At 65.5% G+C, this 14,830-nt stretch carries 12 protein-coding genes; 7 read left to right on the forward strand and 5 right to left on the reverse strand.

Going from position 1 to position 14,830, the window contains the following annotated elements:
- The first annotated feature begins 183 nt into the window (after nucleotides 1–183).
- Nucleotides 184–468, forward strand: coding sequence for a hypothetical protein (locus M9H71_RS09600; protein WP_455404808.1), 285 nt, complete (start codon nucleotides 184–186; stop codon nucleotides 466–468).
- 107 nt (nucleotides 469–575) lie between these two features.
- On the opposite strand, the gene M9H71_RS09605 is transcribed toward M9H71_RS09600, so the two are convergent.
- On the reverse strand, nucleotides 576–1,124 hold the full coding sequence (locus M9H71_RS09605; RefSeq protein WP_455404809.1) for a CreA family protein: 549 nt from the start codon (nucleotides 1,122–1,124) through the stop codon (nucleotides 576–578).
- 210 nt (nucleotides 1,125–1,334) lie between these two features.
- On the opposite strand from M9H71_RS09605, the gene M9H71_RS09610 reads away from it, so the two are divergent.
- The 3 genes from M9H71_RS09610 to M9H71_RS09620 all read left to right on the forward strand — a co-directional run bounded on the left by M9H71_RS09610 (nucleotide 1,335) and on the right by M9H71_RS09620 (nucleotide 4,676).
- Nucleotides 1,335–2,978: a L,D-transpeptidase gene (locus tag M9H71_RS09610; RefSeq protein ID WP_455404810.1), complete on the forward strand. Its 1,644-nt coding sequence runs from the start codon at nucleotides 1,335–1,337 to the stop codon at nucleotides 2,976–2,978.
- A 161-nt stretch (nucleotides 2,979–3,139) separates the two neighbouring features.
- On the forward strand, nucleotides 3,140–4,075 hold the full coding sequence (locus M9H71_RS09615; RefSeq protein WP_455404811.1) for a polysaccharide deacetylase family protein: 936 nt from the start codon (nucleotides 3,140–3,142) through the stop codon (nucleotides 4,073–4,075).
- Nucleotides 4,076–4,112: 37 nt separating this feature from the next.
- Complete coding sequence (locus tag M9H71_RS09620) at nucleotides 4,113–4,676, forward strand: dihydrofolate reductase (protein WP_455404812.1); 564 nt, start codon at nucleotides 4,113–4,115, stop codon at nucleotides 4,674–4,676.
- A 6-nt stretch (nucleotides 4,677–4,682) separates the two neighbouring features.
- Here the strand turns inward: M9H71_RS09620 and M9H71_RS09625 are convergent, their stop codons facing one another.
- The 3 genes from M9H71_RS09625 to aspS all read right to left on the reverse strand — a co-directional run bounded on the left by M9H71_RS09625 (nucleotide 4,683) and on the right by aspS (nucleotide 9,358).
- A complete protein-coding gene (locus tag M9H71_RS09625; protein WP_455404813.1) occupies nucleotides 4,683–5,120 on the reverse strand; it encodes a DoxX family protein in 438 nt (145 codons plus the stop codon).
- Between the two features lie 107 nt (nucleotides 5,121–5,227).
- Entirely contained in the window at nucleotides 5,228–7,537 is a 2,310-nt protein-coding gene (locus M9H71_RS09630) for an NADP-dependent malic enzyme (RefSeq protein ID WP_455404814.1), read from the reverse strand.
- A 45-nt stretch (nucleotides 7,538–7,582) separates the two neighbouring features.
- Entirely contained in the window at nucleotides 7,583–9,358 is a 1,776-nt protein-coding gene (aspS, locus tag M9H71_RS09635; protein WP_455404815.1) for an aspartate--tRNA ligase, read from the reverse strand.
- Nucleotides 9,359–9,616: 258 nt separating this feature from the next.
- On the opposite strand from aspS, the gene M9H71_RS09640 reads away from it, so the two are divergent.
- From M9H71_RS09640 to M9H71_RS09650, 3 genes are all read left to right on the forward strand, one after another.
- Nucleotides 9,617–11,095, forward strand: a complete 1,479-nt coding sequence (locus tag M9H71_RS09640) for a protein adenylyltransferase SelO (protein WP_455404816.1) — start codon at nucleotides 9,617–9,619, stop codon at nucleotides 11,093–11,095.
- A gap of 102 nt (nucleotides 11,096–11,197) precedes the next feature.
- On the forward strand, nucleotides 11,198–12,376 hold the full coding sequence (rnd, locus tag M9H71_RS09645) for a ribonuclease D (RefSeq protein ID WP_455404817.1): 1,179 nt from the start codon (nucleotides 11,198–11,200) through the stop codon (nucleotides 12,374–12,376).
- Nucleotides 12,373–13,296 carry a bestrophin family protein gene (locus tag M9H71_RS09650; protein ID WP_455404818.1) on the forward strand — a complete coding sequence of 308 codons (924 nt, stop codon included), beginning with the start codon at nucleotides 12,373–12,375 and terminating at the stop codon, nucleotides 13,294–13,296. The genes rnd and M9H71_RS09650 overlap by 4 nt, the downstream gene beginning before the upstream one ends.
- A gap of 22 nt (nucleotides 13,297–13,318) precedes the next feature.
- Here M9H71_RS09650 and ppx read toward each other — a convergent pair whose 3' ends face one another.
- On the reverse strand, nucleotides 13,319–14,824 hold the full coding sequence (ppx, locus tag M9H71_RS09655) for an exopolyphosphatase (protein ID WP_455404819.1): 1,506 nt from the start codon (nucleotides 14,822–14,824) through the stop codon (nucleotides 13,319–13,321).
- Nucleotides 14,825–14,830: the final 6 nt, after the last annotated feature.

Here is a 14,830-nt window from a genome sequence, read left to right on the forward strand (position 1 = left end):
TCATCGCGGTACATTGGCCGCGGCCGTGGCAGAGACCTGGACGTTGGAGATCCAAGAATTAACGGATCTCGCCCCTCGCCGCGCCGGCTCGTTCGGGCTGCGTCACGAAAAGCCCGCTTCGGTTCGGACCGCACGTCGTCTCGACGATGTGCGGCAACGATTCCGGCGTCGCGGCGTTAACAGATGATGGAGGAAACAAAAATGGCCAGTATTCAGCTTGGCGATGGCACTGGCAGCGACCGCAGTGTGGAGCGGCGTCCTTCCCCCCGTCCTGATGCCCGGCACGCGGAGCCGCTGCGCAACGGCCACAGAAGCGCGGCGACGTCGGGAGAGATGGCGCTGCAAGGGCCGTTCGGACATGCCGCCACGCAGTGCATCCCGCAGCGGCTGGTGCGCCTCGTCGGCTACCGCGCGCCGTCCCGAACTGCAACACCGCAACAGATGTCGACCGAGCGAGAGACGGCCTGAAAAGCCTGACCGCCGCGGTGGCGCGCCGGCAAGTGGCGATATCGGCGACAAATGGCGACATCGGCGCTTGGCTGCCCACCGCAGCCGAAGCGCCGACGCACTGATGGTTACTTGAAGAAGTCCCCGCACTTCTCGACCGAGCCGTCACCGCCCCAAGGCATGACCGGCACCGACGAGGTCGAGTTCTTCGGCGAGCCCTCGATCAGCTTGTCCGAGTACACCATGTAGACGAGCACGTTGCGCTTCGGATCGCAGCCACGCACGATCTGCATTTTCTTGAAAAACACAGAACGGCGCTTGCTGAACATGTCCTCGCCCTGCTCCAGCTTGGCCTTGAAGTGGATCGGACCGATCTGACGGCACGCCAGCGAAATGTCCGAAACTTCCTCGGCAAGGCCCAGCCAGCCCTTGAAGCCACCGCGCTCCGGCACGGTGAAGTGGCAGGCGACGCCCTGCACTTCAGGATCGTCGACGCCATACACCGCCAGCTTGTCATTGGGGCTGAGTAGCTTGAACACGGTCGAGCGACGGAAGATCACGTCCGGCTCATCCGACGCCAGCGCGGCCGTGGACGCGCCCGTCACAGCGAGCGCGAACAGCGCCAAAGCACCGGATTTGAAGCGGGAGAGGCGAAACTGAGAAGTGCGCCGATTCATCGAATTCTCCATAGAAGCGGTTCTGTGCATTTGGTGAGCAAATCGCCGGTTGGGAAGGTGCAAGTCCTGCCCGATGCCGCGTTTAACCTTCGGTGAAGCTTTTTTGTTACGGTCGAACAGATTGCGCGACAGTTCGCCACGAAAGTGAACGCGTCTGGCGCCAGAGAGACTAACCCACAATCCTGGTGGCAAGATTCGGGGAACACCTGCGTGCGCGTCATTCACTGCCAAGCTGATTTCACCGACGATCGTTACTCACGCACCGGGAAGTCGATGGTACCTGGGCGATTGACGATGTCTCAGGCAACTTTCGCAGCAGGAATCATGGCCACCGCGATCGCAGCGGCACCGGCCGCGCAAGCATCGCCGGCGTGGTTCTGGGCGGATGAAGCGCCGATCTACGACGCTCCCCTCTACGATGCGCCGCCGCCCGCGCCCAAGCGCCATCACCAACATCCGCGCAAGCGACTGCAGCTCGACCACAAGGCCGAAAAGCAGATCCAGAAGCAGGCGGCCAAGCCGCAAGGGCCGGTGGTGATCGCGGTCTCGATCGAACAGCAGAAGCTGCGCGTGTACGACGCCAACGGTCTGTTCGCCGAAGCGCCGGTGTCGACCGGGATGCGCGGCCATTCGACGCCGATGGGCGTGTTCAGCGTCATCCAGAAGAGCAAATACCACCGCTCCAACATCTACAGCGGCGCCCCGATGCCCTACATGCAGCGCATCACCTGGTCGGGCATCGCGCTTCACGCCGGTGCCCTCCCCGGTTACCCGGCATCGCATGGCTGCATCCGGATGCCGATGACGTTCGCGGTGAAGATGTGGGGCTGGACCCGGATGGGCGCCCGCGTGATCGTCGCGCCCGGCGACGCGACGCCGGTGAGCTTCTCTCATCCGCTGCTCGCCACCAAGAAGCTGGTTCCGGATCCCGAGCCGATGGTGTCGGATTCGCCCAAGCCTGCGACCACGACCAAATCCGACAAGGCGGCCGATAACGGCAAACCGGCGGAGTCTGCGCTGCCGACCGATGAGCTGCGGCGTGGCATTGCACTGGATGGCGACAAGCCTGCGGCCGCTCCAGTCCGCACCGCGGATGCGGCAGCCGCGGCCGTGACGCTGACCGACGCCTCATCCAGCAAAGCCCCAGAAGCCACCGACGCTGCGGCTCCCGCAACGACCGCGACGGTGGATTCCACCAAGGCGCAGGACAAGCCAGTCGACAGCAAATCCGTCGATAACAAGTCCGCCGACGCCAAGGCGACCACGGACACCACGCCGCCCGCCGAGCAGCCCAAGGCCGCCGCGGCGACAACCGACGACAAGACTCTGTCGGCTCCTGGAGACAAAGACCAGTCGCAGGCCCCGACTGAAGACGATCATGCCGCCTCCGCTCCGGCGCTGCCGTCACCGAATCCGAAACAACAGATCGCCGCCTTCGTCAGCGCCAAAGACGGCAGGCTCTATGTGCGGCAGAATCAGACTCCTCTGTTCGACGTGCCGGTGACCATCGCCGCCAACGACCGACCGCTGGGAACGCATGTCTTCACTGCCGAACTCGACAAGGACCTGAGCGTTCGCTGGTCGGTGGTGTCGTTGCCGACGAAGCTCGCTAAAGCGGAACCTGAAGTGCAGCGCAAATCTCGTCGACACGACAGTGCGTTGGCCGGAGAGTCGAAGACATCGCATCAGACCAACAGCCCGACTGAAGCGCTCGACCGGCTGACGATTCCGCCGGAGGCGATGAAGCGGTTCGCCGAAGCACTGACGAACGGCAGCTCTTTGATCGTGTCCGATCAGGGCATCGCCACTGGCGAGACTGGAAAAGGCACCGACTTCATCATCCCGCTACGCTGACCCTCGCCCCATCTGTCCTTCGAATCTGCGGGCAACTCCTCGGCAGTGGCAAAAACCGTTGGCACGGCCGGGAGCGACCCTCTACCTTGGCGCGCGACGCGTGCGCTGGCCCGACTCGGGCTGCGTGCGCTCGGGCGACCAAACGGCAGAAGGACTTCGGTATGCGGATAGCAGCAGCTTTGATTGTTGCAGGTGCGGTGTCTGTTGGGACGACCGCGGCCTCCTTCGCGCAGGCGCCGAAAGCTCCCGCTCCCGCAGCTCCCCAATCCACTCCGGCCCCCGCCCCGCAAGCTGCAGCCGCGGCCAAGCCGCTCTGCGCCAACCCGGATGCGCTGGGCGTCGGCCGCATCGTCGAAATCGACACCACCGGCGGCCCCGGTTTCGGCTTCGAGCATTTCAAGCAACTCGACTTCCTGCGCGACAAGGAAGTGGTGCTGACCTTCGATGACGGCCCCTGGCCGGTGAACACGCCGGCGGTGCTGAAGGCGCTCGGCGATCAGTGCACCAAGGCGATCTTCTTCCCGATCGGCAAGCACGCCACCTATCATCCCGAGATCCTCAAGCAGGTCGCCGCCGCCGGCCACACTGTCGGCTCGCACACCTGGTCGCATGCCAATCTCGCCAACAAGAAGCTGACCGAGCAGCAGGCCAAGGACGAGATCGAAAAGGGTTTCGCCGCGGTGAAGTGGGCGATCGGAACCGCACCATCGCCGTTCTTCCGTTTCCCGGCGCTGCAGCATCCGCCGGCGCTGGTGACCTATCTCGGCACCCGCAACGTCGCGATGTTTTCCTGCGACTTGGACTCATTCGACTTCAAGGCCCGCAAGCCGCAGCAGGTCGTCGACACCGTGATGAACAAGCTGGACAAGCTCGGCAAGGGCATCATCCTGATGCACGACTTCCAGAAGAGCACTGCCGAGGCGCTGCCGGAGCTGCTGCGGCGGCTGAAGGCCGGCGGCTACAAGGTGGTGCAGATGCGCGCCAAGTCGCCGGTGCAGACGTTGCCGCAGTACGACGAGGAACTCGCCAAGAGCAATCCGCTGCCGACGGTGAGCACCCGGCCGGTGAGCGCCGTCGTGCAGACCGTATCTGAATAAGCGATCCCGCCTTGCAGATGCGGATTGCGAACCGCCCATGACGGCGGCGCCAGCTTTGACCATCGAGGGCTACGTCATCGTGTCGGCCGAGGGCAACCTCGCCGACGCGGATCGGCTGATGCCGGACGCGCTGAAGTTCAAGGGCGATCAAAAGTTCTTCGCAACCTCGCTCGACCGCGCCGACCTGATCGTCCATGGCCGCAACTCGTTCGAGGACCAGCCGAGCTCGCCGCTGCGGCGCCGGCTGATCGTGACCCGGCAGGTCGCCGGCTTGGCGCCCGACCCGACGAATCCGAAAGCGCTACTGTGGAACCCGGCCCATACGTCGTTCGAAGACGCCTGCGCCCGGGCCGGTGTGACCAGTGGCACGGTGGCGATCATCGGCGGGCCTGCCGTGTTCGCGCTGTTCTTCGATCGCTACGACACGTTCTATCTGTCTCAGGCTCCGCAGGCCCGGCTGCCCGGCGGCGAGCCGTGTTTCCCGGGCGTGCCGGAGCGGACACCGGAGCAGATCCTGTCAGCGCACGGCCTGCACCCGGCCGACCGGCAAATCCTCGACGCCGACCACGACGTCAGCGTGACCGCCTGGCGCCGCCGCTGACCGCGATCACGCGGCACTGGACGCCGCGCCGCCTCTGCCGATCCCAGCAATGATCAGCAATCCACCGACCAGCGACAGGTTCTTCAGGGCGATCGCCAGATTGGCCTGAGCGTCCGGGCCGGTCTGGTTCCAGAAATCGTGGAAGTAATACGTCCCGACCGCGACGAACACGATCAGCACCAGCGCGCAGAACCGTGCACCGAAATTCAGGGCGATCAGCAGGCCGCACAACAGCTCGATCCCGCCGGCCGCCAGCGCCAGCATTTGGGCGAACGGCATTCCGGCAGCCTGCTCGAGCTGCGCCGTGTAGGTGGCCATTATCTCGGGGACGACGAACTTGCCGACCGCCTGGGTGGTCGCAGGCAGATCGAGCAGCTTGGATGCGCCGGAGTAGACGAACAGGATGGAGAACAGAAAGCGCCCGAGCGGAATCAAGGCCGGCATGTGCATCCCCGTGGACGGCGGCGAATGCGCCGCACCGCACCCTCAGTATGGCGCGGCGCCTCGGGTTTTCAAACGAACAAAAAACGACAGTTCCAGTCCTGAACGCCTCAGGCAAACAGCGTTCCCTGATGCCGCCCGGCCCGCTCCTGCGCCTCGACCACCGCCACCGCGGTCATGTTGAGGATGCCGCGCGCGGTCGCAGACGGGGTCAGGATGTGCGCCGGCAGAGCCGGGCCGATCAGAATCGGTCCGACCGGCAGCGCCTCGCCCACCACCTTGATCATCTGATAGGCGACATTGGCGGTGTCGAGATTGGGCATGATCAGCACGTTGGCGACGCCGGTCAGCCGTGAATGCGGCAGGATCATCTGCCGCGAGGTTTCCGACAGTGCGCTGTCGCCCTGCATCTCGCCATCCGCTTCGATCTCCGGATGCTTCTCGGCAAGGATCGCGGTGGCGCGGCGCATCTTCAGCGACGAGTCCGTAGGGAAGCTGCCGAAATCCGAATGCGACAGGAACGCGATCTTCGGCTTGATATTGAACCGCTGGACGTGAACCGCCGCGAGCGCCGCGAGTTCGGCCAGTTCCTCGGCCGTCGGATTGGGCCGCACCTGGGTGTCGGCGATGAAAATCGGGCCCTTCTTGGTGATCAGCAGCGCCAGCGCAGCGTAGTCCGACACACCGGGGCGCCGGCCGATCACGTCGCGAACGTGGCGCAGATGATTCATGTAGCGGCCGTCGAGGCCGCAGATCATCGCGTCCGCCTCGCCGCGTGCCACCGCGAGAGCTGCGATCACCGTCGAGTTGGTCCGCACCACCGTGCGCGCCGCCGCCGGCGTCACACCGGCACGGCCGGCGATGTCGATATAGGACTGCACATAGGAGCGATAGCGCGGGTCGTCCTGCGGGTTGACGAGGTCGAAGTCCTCGCCGGGACGGATCGACAGGCCGGAACGCTTGATCCGCGCCTCGACCACCGAGGGACGGCCGACCAGGATCGGCCGCGCAAGCTTCTCCTCGAGGATGGTCTGCACCGCGTGCAGTACCTTCTCGTCTTCGCCTTCGGCATAGATCACCCGGACCGGCTGGCCCTTCGCCTTGGCGAACACCGGCTTCATCACCAGGCCGGAGCGGAACGCGAACCGTTCGAGCTGCGCGTAGTAATCATCGAACGAGGTGATCGGACGGGTGGCAACGCCGGAGTCCATCGCGGCCATTGCCACTGCGGGCGCGATCCGCAAAATCAAGCGCGGATCGAACGGGCTCGGGATCAGCGAGCCTGGGCCGAACCCGAATGCTTCCTCATTGTCGAGACCAACCGACACCGGGTCGGCCGGCGCTTCGCGCGCGAGCTGCGCGATCGCGTCGACCGCGGCGTGCTTCATCGCTTCGTTGATCGCGGTGGCGCCGACGTCGAGCGCGCCGCGGAAGATGTACGGGAAGCACAGAACGTTGTTCACCTGGTTCGGGAAGTCCGAGCGCCCGGTGCAGATCATCGCGTCGGGACGTACCTTGCGCACGTCTTCGGGCATGATCTCGGGGGTCGGGTTGGCGAGCGCCATCACCAGCGGCCGCTCCGCCATCTCCTTGACCATGTCCTGCGACAGCACGTTCGGCCCGGACAGGCCGAGGAAAATGTCGGCGCCGCCGATCACTTCGGCGAGCGTGCGCTTGTCGGTCTTCTGCGCATAGATCGCCTTCCAGCGATCCATCAGCGCGGTGCGGCCTTCGTACACCAGACCTTCGAGGTCACAGACGAAGATGTTCTTGCGCTGCGCGCCGAGCGACACCAGCAGATTGAGGCAGGCGAGCGCCGCTGCGCCTGCGCCGGCGGCGACGATCTTGACCTTGGCAATGTCCTTGCCGGTCAGCGCCAGCGCATTCTTGACCGCAGCGCCGACGATGATCGCAGTGCCATGCTGATCGTCGTGAAACACCGGGATCTTCATCCGGTCTTTCAGCATCGCTTCGATCTCGAAGCACTCCGGCCCCTTGATGTCTTCGAGGTTGATGCCGCCGAAGGTCGGCTCCAGCGCCGCCACGGTGTCGACCACGCGGTCGACGGTATCGGCCGCGATCTCGATGTCGAACACGTCGATGCCGGCGAACTTCTTGAACAGGACCGCCTTGCCTTCCATCACCGGCTTGGCGGCGAGCGGCCCGATATTGCCGAGACCGAGCACCGCCGTGCCGTTGGTGACGACGGCGACCAGGTTGGATCGCACGGTGAGTTCGGCGGCCTGCGCCGGATCGGCGGCGATCGCGTTACAGGCGGCGGCCACTCCGGGGGAATACGCCAGCGCCAGATCACGCTGGTTCGCGAGCGGCTTCGATGCCTGAATCTCCAGCTTTCCGGGCTTCGGCTGGCGATGATAGCCGAGCGCGGCCGCCTGAAGATCTTCGGAATACGACGCCATGCGTTCCCCCGCCATTGTGGTTAGTTTCGACCTCTCGTCCGACGCCTATTTGGCGTCGGGCAAGTTCAGCCGAATGTGCAGTTCACGGAGCTGCTTGGGCGAGACCTCCGAGGGAGCGCCCATCAGCAAATCTTCCGCCCGCTGATTCATCGGGAACAGCGAGATCTCGCGCAGATTGGTGGTGCCGCAAAGCAGCATCACGATGCGGTCGACACCGGCCGCCATGCCGCCATGCGGCGGCGCGCCGTACTGGAAGGCGCGATACATGCCGCCGAACCGGTCGACCACTTCCTGCTCGCCGTAGCCGGCGATTTCGAACGCCTTCACCATCGCCTCCGGGCGATGGTTGCGGATGCCGCCCGAGGCGATCTCGTAACCGTTGCAGCTGATGTCGTACTGGAACGCCTTGATGGTCAGCGGATCCTGCGACGTCAGCGCTTCCATGCCGCCCTGCGGCATCGAGAACGGGTTGTGCGAGAAGTCGACCTTCTTGTCGTCCTCGTTGTACTCGTACATCGGGAAATCGACGACCCAGGCGAGCGCGAACTGATCCTTGTCGATCAGGTTCAGCTCCTCGCCGACCCGGGTGCGCGCGAGGCCAGCGAACTTCACGAACTTCGACGGATCGCCCGCCACGAAGAACGCCGCATCCCCCGCCTTGAGGCCGAGCGCGGCGCGGATCGCTTCGGTGCGCTCCGGGCCGATGTTGTTGGCCAAGGGACCTGCGCCCTCGCCGCCTTCGCGCCACATGATATAGCCGAGGCCCGGCTGGCCTTCGCCTTGCGCCCACGAGTTCATGCGATCGCAGAACGCGCGGGAGCCGCCGCCCGGACCTGGGATCGCCCAGACCTGGTTGCGCTGCTCTTCGAGCATCCGCGCGAACACCTTGAAGCCCGAGCCGCGGAAGTGCTCGGAGACGTCCTGCATCTCGATCGGATTGCGCAGGTCCGGCTTGTCGGTGCCGTACTTGCGCATCGAGTCCGCAAACGCGATGCGCGGCCAACCCTTGGTGACGCGCTTGCCCTTGGCGAATTCCTCGAACACGCCGGTGATCACCGGCTCCATCGCGGCGAAGATGTCGTCCTGGGTGACGAAGCTCATCTCGACGTCGAGCTGGTAGAATTCGCCCGGCAGGCGGTCGGCGCGCGGATCTTCGTCACGGAAGCACGGCGCGATCTGGAAATAGCGATCGAAGCCCGACATCATCAGCAGTTGCTTGTACTGCTGCGGCGCCTGCGGCAGCGCGTAGAACTTGCCGGGATGGATGCGGCTCGGCACCAGGAAGTCGCGCGCGCCTTCCGGCGACGACGCGGTCAGGATCGGGGTCTGGAATTCGAAGAACCCCTGCTCCTTCATCCGCCGGCGCATCGAGTCGACGATGGCGCCGCGGGTCATGATGTTCTGGTGCAGCTTCTCGCGGCGCAGATCGAGGAAGCGATAGCGCAGCCGCACGTCTTCCGGATACTCCTGCTCGCCGAACACCGGCAGCGGCAGCTCACCGGCCGGGCCGAGCACTTCGATCTCGGTCACGAACACTTCGACCGCACCGGTCGGAAGATCCGGATTGTCGGTGCCCTCGGGGCGGCGGCGGACCCTGCCGTCCATCCGCACCACCCACTCGGCGCGCAGCTTCTCGGCGTCCTTGAACGCCGGCGAATCCGGGTCGGCCACACACTGGGTGATGCCGTAATGGTCGCGCAAATCGATGAACAGCACGCCGCCGTGGTCGCGGATGCGATGGCACCAGCCGGACAGGCGCACGGTCTGGTCGATATCGCTGTCGCGGAGCGCGCCGCAAGTATGGGTTCGATAACGGTGCATGGAAATCCCGGAAAAGCCGTCTTTAGGCAGAATCGCTTGTCCGCAGGCCGTTGCGGAGAGCGTCAGGGTTTACCCGAGCGAACCCACCGCGGCAACCAGATGCGGAACGGGTGCCCACCGCGCTCAGAGCAGCCCCGCTGCCGTCCATTATCGCCGTCCCGATTTGCCTCCAGATGACAGCTTTTCCGCGGAAGCTATTGAAACCGGCCGGGTTCGGGCGGATTGTCGAAACGGCGAAGCGTTCTTAACTGGTGATCGATGACCGTGCATTTTCCGTTCGACAACAGCTACGTGGCGCTCCCGCCGAACTTCTTCGCGCGGGTTGCACCCACGCGGGTCGCCGCCCCCCGGTTGATCAAGCTGAACCGCCCGCTCGCGATTCAGCTCGGTCTCGATCCAGATCTCCTCGACACGCCTGAGGGCGCGGAGATCCTTGCCGGTAATCTCATGCCGGAGGACGCCGCTTCGATCGCGATGGCCTATGCCGGCCACCAGTTTGGAAACTTCGTGCCGCAGCTCGGCGACGGCCGGGCGATCCTGCTCGGCGAGGTGGTCGACCGGGATGGCATTCGACGCGACATCCAGCTCAAAGGCGCCGGCCGGACGCCGTTTTCGCGGATGGGCGACGGCCGCGCCGCGCTCGGCCCGGTGCTGCGCGAATACATTGTCAGCGAAGCGATGGCCGCGCTCGGCATCCCGACCACCCGCTCGCTCGCAGCGGTGCTGACCGGCGAGACGGTGCTGCGCGATCCGATACAGCCCGGCGCGGTGCTGACGCGGGTGGCCTCCAGCCATATCCGGGTCGGCACGTTCCAGTATTTCGCCGCCCGCGGCGATCTCGCCAGCGTCCGGGCGCTCGCCGACCATGCCATCGCCCGCCACTATCCGGATGCGGCGCAGGCGCCCTCGCCCTATCTGGCGCTGCTCGAAGGCGTGATCGGCCGGCAGGCTGAACTGGTGGCGAGCTGGATGATGATCGGCTTCATCCACGGCGTGATGAACACCGATAACTGTTCGATCGCCGGCGAGACCATCGACTACGGCCCCTGCGCCTTCATGGACACGTTCGATCCGAAGACGGTGTACTCCTCGATCGACCAGTTCGGCCGTTACGCCTATGGCAACCAGCCGCCGATCGCGCTGTGGAACCTGACGCGGCTGGCCGAATGCCTGGTCCGGCTGCTGGCCGATGACGACGACAAGGGCGTCGAGATCGCCCAAGACGCGCTCGGCGGCTTTGCGGAGCGGTTCAACGCCGCCTATCTGGCCAAACTGGCTGCCAAGCTCGGGCTGTTCACCAGCCAGCCGGACGATCCGCAACTGTCGCAGGACTTCCTGGCCGCACTGGCCAAGGGTCAGGCCGACTTCACCCTCGCCTTCCGCCGGCTGAGCGACGCCGCGGCCGATCCGTCGGAGCTCGGCGAGGTTCGCTCCCTGTTCGCCGATCCGTCGGCGTTCGACGCCTGGGCGCCGCGGTGGCGGGCCCGGATCGCGACCGAGCCGCAGGACGGCCCGACCCGTCAGGCTGCGATGCGCAGGGTCAACCCGGCTTACATCCCCCGCAACCACCGGATCGAGGCGGTGATCCGGGCAGCGGTCGATCGGGATGATTTCGGCCCCTTCGAGGAGCTCGTGACGGTGCTCGCCAACCCCTTCGCAGAACAAGCGGAATTCGCCCGCTATGCGGAGCCGCCACAGCCCCATGAACAGGTGCTGGAAACCTTCTGCGGAACTTGATCGTCGCGGGGTGAGCGTGTCTAGTGGACCGGATTCGACGGCTTTGGGCAGCCGGTACAGCCGATTGTCGCCCGACCCGTTCCCCGAACGCGACAGAGTTTGATGGACCTGATTTCAACTTCCGAGCAGCTTGCCGACGCCTGCGCCCGTCTCGCCCGCCATCCCGTCATTACGGTCGACACCGAGTTTTTGCGCGAGACCACATTCTATCCACTGCTGTGCGTGGTGCAGATGGCGAGCGCCGAGGAAGCGCTGGTGATCGACGCGCTGGCCGACGGCATCGACCTGAAGCCGTTCTTCGACCTGATGGCGAACGAGCAGGTGCTGAAGGTCTTTCACGCCGCCCGCCAGGACATCGAAATCGTCTGGCACCGCGCCGGCATCGTGCCGCATCCGATCTTCGACACCCAGGTCGCCGCGATGGTCCTGGGCTATGGCGACAGCATCGCCTACGACCAGCTCGTCGAGCGCATTACCGGCCACCGCCCCGACAAGACCCACCGCTTCACCGACTGGTCGCGCCGCCCCCTCACCGAGGAGCAGGTGCACTACGCGGTCTCCGACGTCACCCATTTGCGCGATGTGTTCGCGGCGCTCGATGCCGACCTGAAGAAGCGCGGCCGCAGCGATTGGGTCAGCGAGGAGATGGAGGTCCTGAGCTCGCCGAGCACCTACGACGTCCATCCCGAGCGCGCCTGGGAGCGGCTGAAGACCCGCGTCCGCAAGCCGAAAGAGCTCGCGGTGTTGATGGAGATCGCCGCCTGGCGCGAGCAGGAGGCGCAGAGCCGCGACGTGCCGCGCTCGCGCGTGCTCAAGGACGACGCACTGGGCGACATCGCCACCCACGCGCCGACCTCGCTGGAGAGGCTCGCCAGCCTGCGCTCGCTGCCCAAGGGCTTCGACCGCTCGAAATGGGGCACCGAGATCATCGCAGCGGTGCAGCGTGGGCTCGCGCGGGATATGGCGGCGCTGCCGAAGATCGACAAGCCACGCAACAACTCCAACGGCACCGCGATCGTCGAACTGCTCAAAGTGCTGCTGCGGATGACCTCGGAGCGCCACGCCGTCGCCGCCAAAGTGATCGCCACCGTCGACGATCTCGAACAGATCGCGGCCGACGACAATGCCGATGTCGGCGCGCTGCGCGGCTGGCGCCGCGAGCTGTTCGGTGAAGCGGCGCTGGCCCTCAAGCACGGCCGACTGTCGCTCGCGATCGAGCGCGGCAGGGTCATCCAGGTCGAGCGCAACGGCGCGACGGCGGGGTCAAGCGCAGGTCAATGATCGTTCGACCGCAGCCTAATCTGTTTCAACTGTTCTTTCTGGTTCAGGGCTCGGTGGTGCAGCGGATCTTTCCGCAGGCACTGGTCATCGCCGGCCTGTCGGTCGCGGTGGTGTGGGCGCATCATGCCTATCCGGGCCTCGTCTCCGACTTCAACAGCGCGCCGTTCACGGTGCTCGGCATCGCGCTGTCGATCTTCATGGGCTTCCGCAACAACGCCTGTTACGACCGCTGGTGGGAAGCGCGCCGCCATTGGGGCGAGCTGATCTGCCTGAGCCGTAATCTGGCGCGGCAGACGCGGATCCTGCCGTGCGCCGGCGACAATCAGGAGCGCAGCCGTCGGAAGCTGCTGACGCTGGCGATGGCGTTCGCACAAGCCCTGGTGCTGCATCTTCGTCCGGGAAGCGACACCATCAAGGTGACGCGCCACCTCAGCGCCGAAACCCGCGCGCGCTATGAGGCCAGCCGCAACGCGCCCGAAGTCATCCTCTCGGCGATGCAGGCCGAGCTCGCGTCGCTCCACCGCAGCGGCGAGCTGCGCGACATCCCGTTTCAGATCCTCGACCACACCATCGGACAGATGGCGATGGTGCAGGCCGCGTGCGAACGCATCCGCTCGACGCCGGTACCGTTCGGCTACTCGCTGCTGCTGCACCGAACCGCTTACGTGTTCTGCTTTCTGCTGCCGTTCGGCTTCGCCAACACTCTCGGCTGGCTGACGCCGTTCGCCACGGCGCTGGCGGCCTACACCTTCTTCGGCCTCGACGCGCTCGGCTCGGAGCTCGAAGAACCGTTCGGGCAGTTGCCCAACGATCTGCCGATCGCCGCGCTGGCCGACACCATCGAGATCAATCTGCGCGAGGAGCTCGGCGAAACCGATCTGCCGCCATTGCCGGCGCCGGTCGACCACATTCTGGTCTAAACGGCCGCGGGCGGCGCGGACTTCAGCGCAGCACGATCGTCCCTGAGCGCCCGACCATCTTGGCGAGTTGCTTGAACCGGCTGCCGACGCGGTCGGCAACGAGATCGACGAGGCTGTGCTCGAACACCAGCATCAACTTGCGGCCTTCGGTGCGGAAATGCGTGGCGGGCAGAACGCCCGGCCTCGCCGCACTGATCAGATGCGCGACCCGGAACGCGGCGCCGAGCAATCGCGCACGGTCGTTGAGCGCGTCGGTGACCAATTCGCGCGCCGACAACGGCGGCTCGTTCTGTTCGCTGAAGCCCGCGTAGCGGTAGTACACGGACAAACCCATGAAGGCGCGGTCGCGATGGGTGACGTCACCGAAATTAGCGTTGGCGATCAGCGACAGCGTCTGCTCGCCGCGATGATCGGGGTGCACCCGCCAGCCGACATCGGACATCAGGCAGGCGGCGCGGCGCAGCCGGCGATCCTCGTCCGTCTCCCGCACCTTGGCGACGCGGAACAGCCGGTCGGTCCACTCGATCAGTTCCTCGGCGTGACGCGACGAGCGCGACAGCAGCCGGTTCAAGTTCTGCGCGGCGCACAACAGCCCGTCCTTGGCGCGTTCGGCAGGCGGCAGTTGCTCGTACAACAACCCTTCGCGCACGCCATAGGTCGAAAACACGATCATCTTCGGCTTGGCGATACGAATGACGTATTCGAGCACGAGCGCCGCGTAGGCCAAAAGTGGCCGCCGCGCATCGGCGATGACTTCGATGTCGGCGAGCTGATTGGCGGCGGCGAGGACGCGAAGCCGCTTTGCGAACCGCAGCGCTTCGGCCGCAGGAATCGAATAGCCGTGCATCACCTGGAGCGAGTAACCGCTTTGGATGATGTGGATGCGGGCCAGCGCGCGCCAGGTCCCACCGACCGCGTAGAAATTCCGGCCGCGCCCGGTTTTGAGCGGCCCGGATTCGGAAAGCAATTGCTGGGCGATCCGTTCGGCGCGCTTGAGTGATTTCTGCGAGGCGTCCTGCAAAGCCAGGCTGCCCAGCGGCAACGTCACGCCCTTGCGCACCGCGCTGCCACGGACCTCGATCAGTTCGAGCGAGCCGCCGCCGAGATCGCCGACGATTCCGTTGGGCTTGTGCACGCCCGAGATGACCCCCAGCGCCGAGAGTTTGGCTTCCCGCGGCCCCGACAAAATCTCGATGGTGACACCGCAGATCCGTTCGGCTTCGGCAATGAAATCTGGGCCGTTCTTGGCATCGCGACAGGCGGCGGTCGCGATCGCGAACACCTTGCCGACCTTCATCACCCGGATCAGCGCACGAAACCGCCTCAGCGCGACCAACGCCTTGTTGACCGCATCCGTGGTCAGCAGCCCGGTGGTCTGAACCTCGCGGCCGAGGCCGCACAGCGCCTTCTCGTTGAACACGGTGACCAGGCTGCGCGCCAGCGCCTCGTAAACCACGAGGCGCACGGAGTTCGAGCCGATGTCGATAACGGCGACGCTGGGTTCGCGCCTGTGCGGCTGCTTGCTCAACGTCGA

It is taken from the genome of Rhodopseudomonas parapalustris (assembly GCF_053772255.1).

Bases quoted from the DNA above. Each gene is read 5' to 3' on its own strand.
- M9H71_RS09600 (WP_455404808.1), top strand. From the start codon at position 184: ATGATGGAGGAAACAAAAATGGCCAGTATTCAGCTTGGCGATGGCACT.
- M9H71_RS09605 (WP_455404809.1), bottom strand. From the start codon at position 1,124: ATGAATCGGCGCACTTCTCAGTTTCGCCTCTCCCGCTTCAAATCCGGT.
- M9H71_RS09615 (WP_455404811.1), top strand. From the start codon at position 3,140: ATGCGGATAGCAGCAGCTTTGATTGTTGCAGGTGCGGTGTCTGTTGGG.
- M9H71_RS09620 (WP_455404812.1), top strand. From the start codon at position 4,113: ATGACGGCGGCGCCAGCTTTGACCATCGAGGGCTACGTCATCGTGTCG.
- M9H71_RS09625 (WP_455404813.1), bottom strand. From the start codon at position 5,120: ATGCCGGCCTTGATTCCGCTCGGGCGCTTTCTGTTCTCCATCCTGTTC.
- M9H71_RS09630 (WP_455404814.1), bottom strand. From the start codon at position 7,537: ATGGCGTCGTATTCCGAAGATCTTCAGGCGGCCGCGCTCGGCTATCAT.
- aspS (WP_455404815.1), bottom strand. From the start codon at position 9,358: ATGCACCGTTATCGAACCCATACTTGCGGCGCGCTCCGCGACAGCGAT.
- M9H71_RS09640 (WP_455404816.1), top strand. From the start codon at position 9,617: ATGACCGTGCATTTTCCGTTCGACAACAGCTACGTGGCGCTCCCGCCG.
- rnd (WP_455404817.1), top strand. From the start codon at position 11,198: ATGGACCTGATTTCAACTTCCGAGCAGCTTGCCGACGCCTGCGCCCGT.
- M9H71_RS09650 (WP_455404818.1), top strand. From the start codon at position 12,373: ATGATCGTTCGACCGCAGCCTAATCTGTTTCAACTGTTCTTTCTGGTT.